A 15819-nucleotide genomic window follows, 5' to 3' on the forward strand; every position below is an offset into this window, starting at 1 on the left:
GCCCTGCAAGGCAGCGGAGGAAGTGGGCGCTTGCTTTTCCGCCCTAGAGCCGGCGCGGAGCATAGCCGTGCCGGAGCAGGGGCCGGGCCACAGGCCAGGCCGGGCGGAGGCCGGCGGAGCCGTGCGCGGGCCGGGGGCCAGGGCGCCACAGGCACCCGCCGGTAGAAGTAACCTTATCCGCCACTCTAACAAAGTGAGGTAGCCGTAGATCCCTACGCGCCCCCTCTTCCGGAACGTTTTTCGATCACGCTTTGGGATGAATGCCAACGTTTCATAAGCCAGCTTTACAAGAAAAATTCAAGAATAAACTAAGGGTTGAGAGCGCTATATTTAGCAATGATATCTTTTATATCACTAATATTGTAAGAGACATCAGCAAACCATTTCCCAAAACCGCCGTGGGTGTTAACTGCCATAACCCATTCTTTGAGCGCCTCCCTCTTGGCCCGGCTCTGCTCGTTATCCTGCCCCTTAACTTCCAGCGCCAGCATATTACCATTCTTAAACCGGATAAGATAATCGGGGCGGTACTTACGGACCACACCCTTATAGATATAAAGGATTTCAAAACCGAGATGATCATTTTTGACCCAGGCATCAATCTTGTCATCATTTTCAGGCCGATCAAATTCAAAGGCCTCGCTGGCTTCCCAGGTGCTGTCAAAGACGGCATGGCTAATGTGGGATTTCCTTGTTACCTCACAAGGTTTGCTGGTATACCAGGTAATCATGTCCCCTGTAGAGCGGATAGGTTTTTCGGTATCAAACACCAACTCCAGGGATACAGTATTTTCATATTTGATGGCATCAAATATGTGCTGGATAATCTTATTCATATTAAGGGTGATCAAAATCCGCCGACGCAGCTCATGCTGGTGGTAAAGAGTGGGGATCGAAATCTTGTCGGAGTTAATAAACTGCTCCACCAGCTTTATGAGCTGAATTAAGAGAAATTCCTTATTGCCATGCCAACCGGGTTTCATCTGGTCATAGATGTCCCTGGCCGTCTCAAAAATTATTTTCTGCAGGCGAAATTTTTTGCCCAGTTCTTCAAGGTCAATCTGGGTTATTTTACTCACATCGGGTTTACCATCAATTATTGGTGCCATTTCCGCCAGAGTAGGAGTTTCTTCAGGTTTAAGTTCTAATACTTGCAGCTTACTCCAGTCCAGGCTAAGTACAGGACGAAAGACACGTTCGATACGGATTATGTTGGGCCATTTAATTTCATACTGCCTTTTTTCTGGTACCGGTTCTATGCATGTTCGCGGTTTAGGAGGTGGCGGCGGCGTGCCGTCCCCACCTTCATGGGGCATAAAGGTAAAGGGGACCCCAAAAATGTTAACGTATTCTGGTTCAAATAGTCCCGTCTTAGGGTCAACTTCGTAGGAAGTACGTCTTAAACCTCTGCCTACTACCTGCTCACACAGGAGCTGGCTAGAAAAGGCTCTAAGACCCATAATATGGGTTACAGTTTTGGCATCTCATCCCTCCGACAACATGGCAACAGCAATTACATTCTGGATTTTCTCACCCGGCTTCCCTACCTTGCCTACCGTATCCACCATTTGCCTTAAAAGTTCAGCCTGGTCTTTCTTAGAAACCTTTTTTTGTTTTCCTTCATTTTCTTCTTCATCAAATAACAGTGATGCTGTATCCTCCAAATCAACTCTGCTCTCGGCTTCCTCTAATATCTTCGAATCAATACGCAGAGTCTTATCTGGGGCTTTCAATTCATCAATTTTGATTTTCCCCTGGTTAAAAGTATATTCAATACGCGCGGCAGTTTCCGTCCGATTACAAACGGTTATCATTACCGGTGGCGTTTTTATACCCGCCTGCTGCCACAGTTTATATGTCTCCAGCCAATCCAAACCAAGAAAATAATAAGCATTGGTGACCAGATCCGGGAGGGGTTCCTCCGGATTTGCTTTGCGATTTAAATCATCCTTGACCTCATCGTCCATATAGATATGGTAAAAGCGAGATCTCAAATCTTTGGTTAACGTCCCATCATCCCTTATTACCACCCGGGGTGTCTTTACTAACCCTGATTCGATTGCATCATTAAGGCCAAAATCAGAGACAATCCAACTAAAGAGTGCTTCTTCATAGTTCTTTTTCCCTGAAGGAGAGAAGGGAGTAGCGGAAAAGTCAAAGCAATAGAGGATGCCCCTTTTCCTGTGGATACGATCTAACCCTTCGACCCAGAGGGTAGCACGTTCTAGTTCATCTTTACTAACTCCTTTTATTTTTGATTCTGCCGGCACGCGCCAGGCATGATGGGCTTCATCATTAATAACGATAATATTCCTGGCGGTGGCCATATCGCCCAGAACCCGGCGGGTAAAGGCTTCATCGCTCTCCGGTCCTTTTTTTATTACTTTGGGACCAGCGTTCTCATCTATCGGCTTCATCATATGCCAGTTGATTATCATTATTTTCCCCTGGCGCAGTTTATCAAAAAGCGAAGATGGAACTATGTTAAATTCCTGGTAATAATTATGTGGATCTGCCGGATTGAGGACCTGGAGCCTGCTTTTTACCGTCAGGCCAGGTGCAACTATCAAGACATTCTTTGAAAAACGTGTATCCTGGGGATAGGTTACTTTATTCAATACCTGCCAGGCGATCAGCATGGCCATGACGATAGTTTTTCCTGAGCCCGTAGCCATCTTGGAACATAACCGGCGGAATTCCCCGCCATCGCCTGGTATCTCGATGCCCTGTTTACTGGCTGCAGGGGCTTCAATTAGCCAGATCAATGTTTCAATGGCCTCTAGCTGGCAGAAGAAAAATCGTTGGTGTTGTCGTTCTTCGGGATCGTGCCAGTGTTCTAAAAGCTTCCTGGTGATACCCGTTACCCCGGGATACCCTTGTTCCCGCCATTCATCTACCCTGGGACGGATTTTATTTACCAGAGGTAGTTCAATAAAGATACCCGGGTCATCAAAGGATTTAGAGGCGCGAGAAGCTACGATATAGCCTGCCGGCCGCCGTCCTTCTTTAAGGATAAATTCTCTTTTTTCGCGGTTGTAACTCCAATGTCGGGTTGGTTTTTCATAAGGGCTGTTGATAATTAATTTGTCTATTGTAGCAGCCATTATTTCACCTCCAGGACCTTTAAGGATTCAATGCCCCGGTCATCGATGATCTTGACTGCTACCCGCCGGTGTTTTCCTGGAGTAAAAGGAAGGGACACAGTACCGTGGTACTGTTCAATTAAATCTTCATCAATCTGGGCCTTCAAGTTCTTGGCCAACTTATTCCAACCATCCTTTTCGCCAGCCATTGGAAAAAATACTTGTTTAGGATAGAGGCTTCTCCCATCATAGTCAGTATCAAGCATCCACATAGCAATTTTTGAGGTGTCACCGGATTCAATTTGTCCAGTTTTAGGATTGTAATAGTCGAATCCGTGAACTTCTACAATATATTTTCCTTTTGTTTTACGTATTGAAATATCTGGTTGGCCAATTAACCAGAATGACTGATTGCTTGCGCGTTTCTTTTTTAAATCTGCTGTCAAAAGATCGGCATTCATCTGTACTTTAAGGAGCGTAACTCCAGGCCAGTTTAATTCGTCAATATCTTTGGCTGCTTCGGGGTCAAACTGGAAGGCTGCAAATACAATTAATTTCGGCCTGGGTACCAGCCTCTGTGCTTCTTCGATAGCCAGCTCCACCTGGCGCTGTTCCAGGGGCGCGTATTCAGGGCCAAAAGACACCACTACCCGTTTGGGTTCATCTTCTTTAGTTTCCCCGTCGGCATGAAGCCACCTAGTGCCTGGCAGGGGTTCGAGCCTGGCAAATTCAATACACTGACCTCCTTTACCACGGATACCTGTTTTTAAAAGCTCAGCCCGCCATTCTGCCTGCCGCAGGGTCTCGCCAGAACGAGAAATGGAGGCGTCGACGATCCCTGCTTCGCGTTCGACATCTTCCAGGGATTTAACCACAGGCGCCGGCACCGCCTCGACAGTAAAGGGGCCGGTGATCCGTTTCTTCTTACGGTCTATGTAAGGTTGGTCATAAAGAATCTCCTCAGCCGGGGGTTCGTTATTGGCGATTGATTTCAAGGTGATATGGGGGACGGTCTTGTACTTAAACCCGCCGCTCACTCCCTCTTCCGAGTGAGCCAGCTCATAGTAGTCAAAAACGGCAGTCATCAGGCGCTGTTTGGCCAGGGCAATAGCTACCCGAGAAGTGTCACAGGTGATCCAGCGCCTGCCCCATTGCTCAGCGACATAAGCAGTAGTACCGCTACCGCAGGTAGGGTCAAATACCAAGTCGCCTGGATCGGTTGTCATGAGGAGGCAGCGTTCTATAACCTTTTTGTTTGTTTGAACTACAAAGACTATTTCGGATTCCCCCATAAGATCCTGCCATATATTAGATAAAGTAGAGTATGGAAAATCATCAAAAAAATGAATATAGCGCAAAGAATTTTTTGTAGGAAGTAATCTTCCAGCCTTAGCCAACAACTTTAATCCTTCTAAATTTGTCCTCCAACCCGCATTTGGTCGTGGCAACCATTTTTTGCCATTATACTCAAATGGTTGAGTTGTACTAATTGAACCGCTGCGAGAATGAAGGTCTGTACTTTTAAAAACCTTGGCACCTTCTGGTAAAGGTAAAATTCCAAGCAATTCTTCCTTCTTTAAAGTTCGATAGCTACCATCAGGTAGTAAAATTTGCCTAAACTCTGTTTCATCCAAGCCAATTCTTTTAGGAATAAAAAGCGGATTGAATTTTATTTTAGTAATATCTTTAGCATACCATAAGATAAAATCACAAATTGTAGGTACAGTTGAACTCGTCTGGCTTCCAGATTTCCTAAAAATAATAGTTGTGCAATAATTCCCTCTTCCAAACACCTCATCCATTAAACACCGAACCAAATGCACATTCTCGTCACCAATCTGCACAAAGCAGCTCCCGCTCTCTGTTAGTAATTCTTTGGCTAATAGTAATCGGTCGCGTAAGTAAGTCAGGTAAGAATGGATGCCTAATTCCCAGGTATCGCGGAAAGCACGGATCATTTCTGGTTCGGACGTTAAATCCTCGTCTTTTCCGTCTTTTACATCCCGTTTATTAATAAAAGGCTGGAAATTAGAACTATACTTGACCCCATAGGGCGGGTCAATATATATCATCTGCACCTTGCCGGCCATGCCTTCTTTTTCTAATAGGGAATTCATTACTAAAAGAGAATCGCCGGCAATGAGACGGTTGCTCCAGTTCTGGTCGTGTTTATAAAAGTCTATCGCCTCTCGTAAAGGTAAAACATTCTCCGGTTTTTCAAATAAGCTAATCTGATGATATTCTTCTTTTTGATAGGTATCCTTACAAACATGGCGAATAATAGTCATAGGGTCAATTCGTTCGTGAACATGAAGGGAGACGGTATCTACCTCGAAACTTGTTCTTTCTGCTTTACCACTCCATTGTAATTGGGGATCCATATAAGGATCATACTGATATTCTTTTTTTGGAGCATCTTTATCTGTCTCAGGCGTAACTAAACCTACCGGGGGATTGTTTAGTCTTTTTTCTCTGGATAAAGATATTGCTCAAGAATTTCTTTTTCTTTACTTTTTTTCTTAGCCATATAGAATCACCCCAGTCAAATTATCGCCAAGTATACTTTTTTAACCTTGCCAAAAACCTGGTACCCTATTAAACAACGGTTAGAGAAATAGTCGGTAAAAAATTATAGGATTTGATTCCAGTTAGTTATTCTTTACATTCTTTCTTCCTGGCTCAAATTCACCTTTACACCATCTTATAAAATTCCAGGGATGTAAAAGATAAGTATGTGCTGTTTTATTGCTTAAAAGCCCTTAATCTATTTTTTATCTTTAGCTTAAACTGAAAAATTACATATTTACTTCATCGCTTATCTCCCTTCTCAACTTCTCCCTATCAGCTGCCAGATCCAAAACATGCATCTTACGGTGGCAGTTGGGACAAAGGGCGACGGTGTTATTTATGGTATCTTCCCCGCCGCGGGAAAGCCAGACAATATGGTGAACTTCTAAAAAGGGTTCTCCGTCTGGGTTTAAAAAAGGCGCGGGTTGATGGCAGAGTTGACATCTCCCATTTGCCCGTCGCCGGGCGTATTCAGCTACATAGGGGTTGCGTTCATAGGTGGTTGTGGTTACTTTTCTTGAGGCTGCTTCGGGACGGGAGAACTGGATGCGGCGCTGAAGTTCTTTCTCATCCAGTTTTCTGGCCTGTTTTGCTTTTTCTTCCTGTGTTTTGTATATAATTTCTGCAGGGATAGCTACGGTAGCTGCCGCATCTACTAGCCTTAAAGGGAAAATCCATACGTTACGCAGGTTACCATCAGCATCTGTTTGACGTTCCTGATAGGGTTCTCCAGCTAATTCTACCTGACCGATGTATGTATATTGTCCTGGTACAAATACCTCAAAAAGGTGGACTTCTACTCCACTATAACGTGATTCGGCCAGGGTTTTATTCTGCATAAAATTTAGATCTTGATCACCCCGCTTACCCATGCCTGTATAGTGGAATATATCCCCTATCCAGCGGTCTTCATAGATGGAGCGGGTATGATCGGATACAATGACTAAAGTATTGGTTTGGTGGGAGCGCCGCATGCCACCCTGACGACTGCAGCGAAATATTTCTGTTAGGCGCTGGTTATCGATGGTGTCACCGGGTTTTAGGCCCGGGTTAAAACTCATCTTCCCTCACCTTGCTTTACTATTCCAATTTCTCCAATTCGCCCTCTTTCTAAATTTTCCTGCTTATTGCTGCATCCTCGCCCAATATAAAAACCGCCAGACGATTTACCTGGTGATTTTTATATTTAGTGTATGGCAATCAGTTTTAACAGCCTGCCCACTATCTCTAAATCCGCCGGGACAAAGTCATACTCCGGTAAATCTTTGATTGGCACCCAGCGGTAGTCCTCGCATTCTATGGCTTCCGGTTCTCTAGAGGCAGGGGTCAGCCTGGCCAAATAGGCTATAAGCTGCATTTTACCCCAGGGATACTGATAAGTGAGGGCGTGAAAAATATCTATTACCTCTACTTCTATCCCCAGCTCTTCTTTAAGCTCGCGGATCAGGCAGTCTTTAGGTTTTTCCTTTGGCTCTACTTTACCCCCGGGGAATTCCCATTTGCCTTCAAAGCGATCGCCTTTTTTCCTCTGGGTAATCAGGACCATACCCTCGTTAAAAATTACGCCTGCTGTTACTAAGGTTGGGAGGGTTGGGTGGTCGGATTCTGGTGATATGCTCATGATGATACCCCTGTAATAAAGTTAAAGCACTTTAATCCGTTTACCAAATACATCTCTAAATTTAATCAGGTTTGTTATGGCCCAATCTTGAAGTTCTTTTAATTCTTCTTCGTCGGCATCAATGTTCCCATCCCGTATAATTGCAATCCTGCAGGCCCGGGCATTTTCTAACCTTTCCCAGCTCAAGGTCATACCTAATTCCCTTTCGATATCATCCTTCTGGGCATAAAGCAGGTCAAAAAATTGCTCGTTTTTATCTTTATCGCCAGTGTCTATATATAGCTCTATGCCAAACCGTTTCTTTGACTTAAAAGATGCCGAATACGCGAAGCCGCTCCTCCCGGCGCTAATATTGAACCAGTTCTGGGGTAGTCCTTTTTTGGCGTTAGTCAAACCCGGCGCCTGTTTTTTTATTTTTTCCAAGAAGGCTGTCCAAAAGGTCTGGTAGGCTTCGCCCCTGGGGCTGGTGGCTCTGGAACTGGCGACGCTTTTTTGCCATTCGTTAGGCTGGGATACTAACCTGAACAGGGGAGCGGGTCGGGAATTGTCTATACGTACCAGCTTTATCTCTATGCCAAAAAAGGCCTGATCTTCACCAGTGTTTTCGTTTAACCAGTCCAGGGCCTGGCGGTGTTCTTCGCGAAACTGTGGTGATATCCATATTACTATCTTGGCCTCACGGCCGGCAGTGTAGGTAAGCAATTGGCCTAAATGGGTGTGATCGGTGGGTTCGAGCTGGTTTTCGATAATTACCGTGTGCCCTGAACTCAGGTCCTTTCCTACCAGGTCGACGGCAAAGGGTCCTACCGCGCCTTCGCGCTCCGTTATTTCGATATCGAGCCCCAGCACTTGATTTAGTTGGTCGATATTATCTTTTAGCCAGGGGGTGAATTCCTTTGCTTCCTTAGTCCAAACCTGGCGAAGATCCACTTCAGTAAGGGTGCCGAGTTCCGCCATATATACTTTCCCTCCGTGATAATCTTTCTTACCCTGGAATTATACCTTCACGGCCGACATACCTTGCACGGCTGGTAGCCGGCGTTTATGGCCTCTTCTCTGCTGTTAAACTCTACGCGGGCTTATCTCCTTGGCCCACTGGCAGTCGGGGTGGTGGAATTTTTTTAAGTTGGAGTTGCCTATATACTTCGTTGCGCTTCCGGTGTCACCCCCGGTAGTCGGTGCGAGAGCGGGCGCAGTCACGGCCGCACCCCCATATACCCTTGCCCGCCTGTCGGGCCTCCCTTTGGAGCTTGACGAAAAGGTCGGCGTATTTGACGTTGAGCGGGACGGTCATCACTTTGGCGTAGCCGTTCAGAAGTAGCTTGGCATTATACATCTTGGCCCGGACTTCATCTTCGCTGTCGTTTGCCAGCTTTTCCAGCTACACGTAAGCCAGAAGCCGGCCGTACTTGTCCCGCTCGCCTACGTCCAGCTCCAGGTAGACCTGCCTGCCGGCCAGCCGCTTCTGGGTGTAGGCTAGGGCCTCCTCCCCGTAAGGCTCCTCTTTAATTCCCAGGTCCGGGTGGGCGCTCTCGGGCGTGTTGACGTCGATCAACCTCACTTTTTCTTTCTTGCCATTGATTTGGACATGCAGGGTGTCACCGTCGACCACTTCTGTAACCGTAGCTGGGATTAACTTTATTTGCCCGGTGTCCTGGTTATTGGTTTTTGGCTGTTGCTCTGAATCTTGTTGGCTGTTAGTGGAATTTTGGGTGTCAGTAATTTTATTACTATTCACCGTGCCCTGCTGGGCAGGGAAAACGCTCGGACTGCTGCTGCACGCGGTTAGAATGGCTGCTAAAAAAAGAAGCAGTAAAAGCCAGAATAATAAGGCCGGCACACGGCGCCTTAATCCTGGCTTTATCTTTAAACTCAGATTCAAAATCTCTTTCCCCTCATTCGGCCAGGAGCTATCCCTGGTAAACCACGGTAAACGCGGCCAATTTTTATTTTTAGTGCAGGATGTCCAGGGTTTTATTCAACCTTACTGCTTTATAGCTTTCGCACCAAACAAGGGGCCATTGCTGAAGGTTTTTAGTGAGACCTGTTTAGACACGGCCGGCCATTGTAAGGTTTACTGCTTTCTCTTTTTTTGATAATAATTCTACGGTTTCCTGGAATATCCTGCTGCCGGGATCCATTTCTTGTTTAAGGTCATTACGCGGGTATCCAGAAGTATTCCTTTTCCATACCTTCTACTGTTGCCCTCTTGAATAAGACATTTCCCTCACCGTACAATCCATTTAAAAGCAATTCCATCAGCCGATCTTCGGGAACAAATGCATATGCATTGCCAGGGAACTTATCTTTTATCTCTTTAATAATGAAGAAAAGCTGTCCTTTGTAGATACCTTTTTTACCTTTGAGTTTTTCCGCCTTAACATATTTGATATTGTATCGCTGGGGATTATCAAGCCTTTCCTTTAGTTCGTCTTTCATTTTTTTGAAATCTGCATCCAGTTCTTCCGCCAATATCCCTGCTTTGGTGATAATACCACCTTCACTGGCATCTGGCTTGACATAGGCCCTGTATAATTCTTCAAAATCCCTTACCCGCACTGGTAGAACAAAAGGTTGGTTAGGAGCACTCCACATATAACAGTTACCTCGTATAGGCTCGGCTACCAAATGTGCCAGGATGTCATCGGAAAAATGGGAGTTGTACTTTCCTAACGTGCCCGCATCTCCTTCAGAAAGCAGGTGAAAGCTGAACCAGTTGTCGGCCTGGCTTAGTATCTCAGGGGCAATTGAGCCAGGTTGCTGGGTAATGAGTATTGCTCCTAAATCGTATTTGCGGCCCTCCTTAACCCACTCGACAAAGGGGCTGCTCTCATCAAGATATTTCCCCAGCACACTCTGGGCTTCTTCAATGATAGCTATGGTTGGGATTATGGGATTTCCACCTGTAAAGTTTTCCTGATTATGCGAAAAGATATCTCCTAGAATTAATCCCGTAAGCATCTTGCCCACTGCTGAGCTTAAGAGACTGATATCAACAACAACTATCATTCCTTCCTTCAGGCCTTTCTTTATGCCTTCCAGAAGCTTGCTGTTGGGATCGTGCAAGGTGCGTACCACGTTATACATATTACTGCGGGCAGCTGCTACTTCCGCTATATTGCTTGCACCCGAGGAATCATACCCTAAAATCCCTGCTATTTCATTGTCAGGAGCCTTCAATCCACTTTTATATATTAAATCAACCATTCTCGCCCATTCTATTTCATTCAAACCTTTCAGTTTGAGAACATTCTGGTTTTCCTGTTTTTCTGAGGGTAGGGCTATTCCAAGCACATCACGGGGTTTCAGCTGTCTAATATCAAGCTTTATTCCCCCTACCTTCCAGCTACCATAATAAGAATTCGGGGGCTTCCTGCTGGTATATACGATTATCTTATCTTTAAGGTGGGGGACATCGCAAAGACCCGGTCTGCCGTCTACAGTGTCCGGCCAAAAATATTCACCGTCAGCATCAAATATCAAAGTTCCTACTTTTAACCCGGCTTTGGTCATGGGTTCTTCCTTGTAAAGCTCAGAAATTAAGTATTTTATCAGGTTGGACTTGCCATAGCCCGCCCGCGCAAATACCACCGTCCGCCTAGAAACAAGATTTCGGACATTGAATGTTACCGGAAGCTTCGGGTCGAGAGACCTGAACGCTGGATCCTTGTGAGTTTTTCCGGCCCCGCAGTAGACAAATTCTCCCAAAACATAGTCGCCAAGTTCTGTTTTTCCGCCACTCAGCTGGCATATTCTCCTCAATACTGATTCGCTGGGGTACGCTACCTTGGCTCCAAGGTGCGGAAGTCTACGCATGGACGGTACATATATTATGTTGTTATTTTCAATCCTTACTGCTCCCAGGAGCTTCAACTGCACGCGGTACTTCAAGCGATGTACCATAAGGTCTTCGGGTATACTGTGCCCTCTCTGCTGGAGGGTATTGAAATAGTCCTCACCCTGCGGGGACACCAGGATTCCAGTAGGTACCAGGCGGGTAATCCTTCCTAAAGCCGCTTCCTCTTCCGTAGCCAGCTCTATAAGGACAAACTGGCCCAGTTGCGGGCGGTCAAGCATGCTGGCATCGTAAGGAGCCACTATCTCTGCATTGAACTCCATCCCTTTCTCGGTGAACCCCTTGAACGTCCCCATTATCTGCGAGCTGGCGAATAACACTATCATCCCTCCATATACCGCCACTTTTTGAGATCCTGGCTTAAATACCTGAAGCGGAGGAGCCTGTTATACTCGTCCGCATTCAAATTCTGGGTTAGTCCCTTGAAAACCATATCCTGAAGAATCTCTATTTCTATGTGACCAATCCTTGACCTATCATGGGCCTTCTGAATGCACATTGGGTAATCGGGAATAGGAAACCCGTACTGAGCATCGTATATTAATTGTCCCAGGATTTTAGGAGCCTGGTCACGCTGCCAGTCCGCTATATCGACAGGCCAAACTGGGTCCCCGGGTTTATCACCGAACTTTACCAAGTGCAGGCATCCCATGCTCTGGAATCGCGCGCGTTCCTCTTCAGTCTCAGCCGTATCGTAATTCAACAGCCAGGTCCTGTCGTAGTTGTAACAATCCCTTTCGATGTCCAGGGGAACTTCAACATAACAGGGGTATTTCCTGTGAAATACCCCTTCGAGTTCCAATGCTACCGCCAGCTTGCTCAAGACTGCGCTCTGCTTGGCTACCCCGACTAAGGAGACAGTCACGTTCCGTCTGGCGTGAACTTCTATCCCGGCTTTTATCTTTTCCCTTATCTTGGGAAAGATGTCTCGCCTGAAGGTCTTGGTCCGCAGCAGGCCATCCCTGACAAGTATCGTGTCCCCGCCCCACTGAAGGTGCGGGTTGCAGACCATTTCATAGAGCACTGCCCACTCGACTATGTCACGGTAGGCTCGCAGGGCACTGGTGCTGTTCCCCCCTTGCCCCATGTTTTTAAGCAGGTATGAGAGCTCGCCTAATTTCAATCCCAGATCAGAGCAGAGCCTCCTTAATGGCTCAATGCACTGCGGCCCTGGCTGAATTCTTTTTTCCAGCTCGTCCAGGGTCGAACTGCTAGCTACCACATCAAGCACATACTCCTTTCCGCGCGAATCCACAACCCTTACAAGCTCGATCAATGCCGGGTCAAACATGATGCGGTTGTCTCCACCGTCTGCCGAGACGAAAGATACCGCGTTCACCGAATATGCCTTGAGCGGGCGCACGTTGTCTTTTAGCCGCCTAGCGTATTCCCTAAATTTCTCCAAAAGGTGACTGTCGGCCTGGTAAGCCTCGATTATCTTTTTCTGCAGGGCTTCCATGTCCAGGTTCGCTATTGTCATACGCCCAACGCTCCTTTAAGAGACTGGTACTCTGCTCCCAGGAGGCTTAAAAATTGTTCCCGGTTCCACATAAGGTATTCAGGTTTTCTCTTGGACCTGGGGACGAGCCATCTATCCCTTGCAAGCTCGCCAACTTCTGTAGTTGACAGCAGGGTATCATACCGGGGAGAACTATATTTCCCTGACAGGAAATCATAGGCATTGTCCGCCACCCTGCAGGCGAATATCTGCCTCTTGACACCATGTTTGAGGATATCACTATTAAACCCTATTTTCTCAATACACCTGCGGATAACACGGAACCTCCAGTTTGGCCCTTTCCCGAACGAATAACTCTTCACGTAGTCATCCCCAGTGCTTTCCAGATACTTACACATCAAATCGAATATGCTATCTGGAATGTGAAAATGGCCCCATCCTTCGGTGTACCCGATAGGTTCGAAGTATACTTGATTATTAAGTTTTAGCCTATTATAGATCGATGACCTGCCGAGTGCTGAAGTGGTCGTGACCAGTACTAACTGAGCATTTTTGTTCTGCTTTGAAATAATCCCTGAGCGCTCACTGTAACGGCGCGAGAAAATCTCTACTACTTCTCGCGTTCTTACTAGGCAGGCAACTAATTTACCGCCAAGTATGTAACTGTAAGGCGGGACGGCTCCTAGCACATAGGCATCCATCACGTTGACTAGGCGCTCTTTTCTATCCTGAGCGGTCCAGCCAATCAGGTTATCTCTCGCTTTAAGGTTAAATACTGGGTCACCCAAAGCAATAATCCCCATGAGCTTCCCGTTGTGCTCATCCCATACTAGAAAGCGCATCCTGCGCCCGTAGCCATTTGAAACCGGGACGCTCCACGAAAGGGTAGCTAATTTGAAAAGATCCCTTCGCCACCCTTCTCCCTCGACCAGTTCTAGGCTAGGCGATATCTTTTCCGGTTCGACCTTGCGCCCGTCAGCAAAATATTTAGACAACCTAACCCATGCCCTAGCAACAAAATCGCTCTGTTTTTTTAATACTTCCTCTCTCTGCGCATAGTGCAAACCCCGCAGGGCTTCCTTGCTCTGTCCTGGCGGGATCAGGTTCCCATTCTTATCTGTGGAAAAACCCAGTTTTTGTAAGTGAGAATGGAGTTCGGAAAGAATACGAAATTCCAACAAAGAAACCGTCCTGGCCATTCCTACCTCACCTTTTCTACTGCTCCCTGCAAGTCCTTTATTGAAAGTGCCGTATTAATAATTTCCACCTTGTAGTGCCCTGTTCGCCACCAGATCGAAAGGCATACCGACATCTATGAGATTCTTACAGGACGTGCACCGCAGCGTATAGGGGCAAACGTCTTTCAGTTTCGCTCTGAAAGCGTACTCAGTAACTATCTTGTAAACAGACCAGGTCGATAAAGGTTTGCCGTACCTGATACACAAGGACCCAACTGAAAACCCAAAAAATCCTTTTCATGAGGACATATTCTCCAGAAAATGATAATTTCCTTTTTGTAAGGGATATTTATCCAGGGTGATGACGCTCCCCAAGACTACCGCAAGCGGCTACGCACTGCCATCGGTGTCGAGAGGCTCAATCAGGAAATTCGCCGGTGTGTGGGTAGTAATCCGCTTTTTCCCAACGAAGAGTCAGCATTCCAGTTGATCGGGGCGCTATACATCGCTATTTCGATATGGCGGCAAACTTAGAGTGAAAGGCTATACATTTTCCTTCATTAATCTGCATTATCGCTTTCCGCCCCTTCAAGGGTTTCGCCTTTTCAGACAGGCAGGTTTCTGATGCCCCGCCGCCTTCTCCTCCGCTTTTTCCCGGCGCTGCGGCTTCTTTTCTGCTGTCGTCCTCACCTGCTGAGGCTATCTCTTCTCTCAACCGCGCCATATCCATATGCCGCCCCGGGCAATCAGTCGCCGCGCCCGGCACCTCGCTGTGGCCCAGGACCCGCCCCGGCGGGACGCTGTAGCGCCGGCACAGCTCCCGCACCAGCCCGATAAGTAATTTCCACTGTTCCGGGGTGGGCGGGCGGTCCATGAGGTTGCCGATGACGGCCACGCCGGCGGACTTGAAGTTCATCCCCGCGTCCCGGCAGTGGGCGCCGGGTATGTCGAGGTCCGCGGCCGCAGGTTTCACCCGGCTGTAGGAACGCTTCCGGTAAACGGGCTGGCCGTTTGTATCGGTCCCCATCTGCACCTGGATGCGGAAGGACGTGGCCAGGGGCGTGCTGATAAGGGCCGGACCGGCTGAAGGACGGCCCCGCCGAAAAATGTAAAAGACCGGCCAGGTTAATCAACCTCAGCCGGTCTTGGGTTCCAGCGTAACCATAAAAAGAGAACATGTCAAGGGGCGATTATATAATTTTTTGCATGTTTTGCATTTCCGGACCGCCACTTTTCCGTCCCTCGAAGGGGTGAGGGTATTCGTAACCTCGATGACGGGTTTGATTTTAGCTGGCGTCTGGAAGAGTTTCCGTCCCCCGAAGGGGTGAGGGTGTTCGTAACTCCGTGCCCACGAAACCTTGGGGCCCAAAAGCTGATTCGCTACTTCGCGGGGCTCGGGCAATTTTTGCCTAAAATTTGACCGTTTTTTGCCTGCGCACCGCAAAAACATCGGCACAAAATTTTCTTGCCGGATGTGTCAGTCTTGCAGCCCATCATTTACCTTTTTGTCCAGTCTATTCTACAAAAACCTGCAAATATCCTGCCTGCATTATAATAAAAATTTTATTTTAATTAAGCTGAAAGTAGGCCCGCCGCCGGTAGTATCTATCCTCTATCAAACTGTTGCAATTATTTCTTCCGGCACTGTCATCTTTAAAAATTCCACTCCTTTACAACCTCTGCCCACCAGCGGTGCTAGCGTTTCGTGTAATTTTGGATACACGAGATTTTGGCCCAACTACCCGATACTCCTCTCTTTAGCTACTCGATACTATACAATAAAAAACGGTTTATAGGCCGATTTGTTAAGCCCATAAACCGTTGATTCTCAAGGTGGTGCGAGAGGCGGGACTTGAACCCGCACGGACCTAAAGGGTCCACGAGATTTTAAGTCTCGGGCGTCTGCCGGTTCCGCCACTCTCGCAAGCATAGAATATTATAGCATATAACGATGGGAATATTCAATACTGAGTTTTAAACTTCCTCGCCACCCACCGGATGCACTGCGGTATTTTTTTGTCGCCACGGAGTAGATGTCGCCAGTATCTCCCGGT

Annotated in this window: 8 protein-coding genes, 1 tRNA gene and 3 pseudogenes; 1 reads left to right on the forward strand and 11 read right to left on the reverse strand. The window is 47.1% G+C overall.

The annotated features are described in order from the left end of the window. Window positions 1–308: 308 nt before the first annotated feature. From E308F_RS16945 to E308F_RS12425, 9 genes and pseudogenes are all read right to left on the reverse strand, one after another. Window positions 309–3104: pseudogene (locus tag E308F_RS16945) on the reverse strand (BPTD_3080 family restriction endonuclease). Beyond that, a complete protein-coding gene (locus tag E308F_RS12385; RefSeq protein ID WP_172613924.1) occupies window positions 3104–5464 on the reverse strand; it encodes a site-specific DNA-methyltransferase in 2361 nt (786 codons plus the stop codon). Before E308F_RS12385 ends, E308F_RS16945 begins: the two are co-directional and overlap by 1 nt. A gap of 414 nt (window positions 5465–5878) precedes the next feature. Then, a complete protein-coding gene (locus tag E308F_RS12390) occupies window positions 5879–6712 on the reverse strand; it encodes an HNH endonuclease (RefSeq protein WP_141265173.1) in 834 nt (277 codons plus the stop codon). 125 nt (window positions 6713–6837) lie between these two features. Then, a complete protein-coding gene (mutT, locus tag E308F_RS12395; protein ID WP_141265174.1) occupies window positions 6838–7272 on the reverse strand; it encodes an 8-oxo-dGTP diphosphatase MutT in 435 nt (144 codons plus the stop codon). A gap of 21 nt (window positions 7273–7293) precedes the next feature. Then, the gene (locus tag E308F_RS12400; RefSeq protein ID WP_141265175.1) at window positions 7294–8229 is read right to left on the reverse strand and encodes a DUF4268 domain-containing protein; all 936 of its coding nucleotides are present in this window, start codon (window positions 8227–8229) and stop codon (window positions 7294–7296) included. 205 nt (window positions 8230–8434) lie between these two features. Further along, window positions 8435–9112, reverse strand: a pseudogene (locus E308F_RS16765) (thermonuclease family protein). Window positions 9113–9429: 317 nt separating this feature from the next. After that, window positions 9430–11448 carry an ATP-binding protein gene (locus E308F_RS12415; RefSeq protein ID WP_172613925.1) on the reverse strand — a complete coding sequence of 673 codons (2019 nt, stop codon included), beginning with the start codon at window positions 11446–11448 and terminating at the stop codon, window positions 9430–9432. A 2-nt stretch (window positions 11449–11450) separates the two neighbouring features. Beyond that, window positions 11451–12608, reverse strand: coding sequence for a hypothetical protein (locus tag E308F_RS12420; protein ID WP_141265177.1), 1158 nt, complete (start codon window positions 12606–12608; stop codon window positions 11451–11453). Then, window positions 12605–13786: a Druantia anti-phage system protein DruA gene (locus E308F_RS12425; protein WP_141265178.1), complete on the reverse strand. Its 1182-nt coding sequence runs from the start codon at window positions 13784–13786 to the stop codon at window positions 12605–12607. The genes E308F_RS12420 and E308F_RS12425 overlap by 4 nt, the downstream gene beginning before the upstream one ends. 348 nt (window positions 13787–14134) lie before the next feature. Between E308F_RS12425 and E308F_RS12430 the strand changes: the two are divergent. Next, window positions 14135–14266: pseudogene (locus tag E308F_RS12430) on the forward strand (transposase); the annotation flags it as partial. A gap of 7 nt (window positions 14267–14273) precedes the next feature. On the opposite strand, the gene E308F_RS12435 reads toward E308F_RS12430, so the two are convergent. Further along, complete coding sequence (locus tag E308F_RS12435; protein WP_307722592.1) at window positions 14274–14873, reverse strand: N-acetylmuramoyl-L-alanine amidase; 600 nt, start codon at window positions 14871–14873, stop codon at window positions 14274–14276. A gap of 726 nt (window positions 14874–15599) precedes the next feature. Continuing rightward, window positions 15600–15689 (reverse strand) — tRNA-Leu (locus E308F_RS12440). Between the last annotated feature and the right edge of the window lie 130 nt (window positions 15690–15819).

The organism is Moorella sp. E308F, from assembly GCF_006538365.1.
Classification (GTDB): domain Bacteria; phylum Bacillota; class DSM-521; order Neomoorellales; family Neomoorellaceae; genus Neomoorella.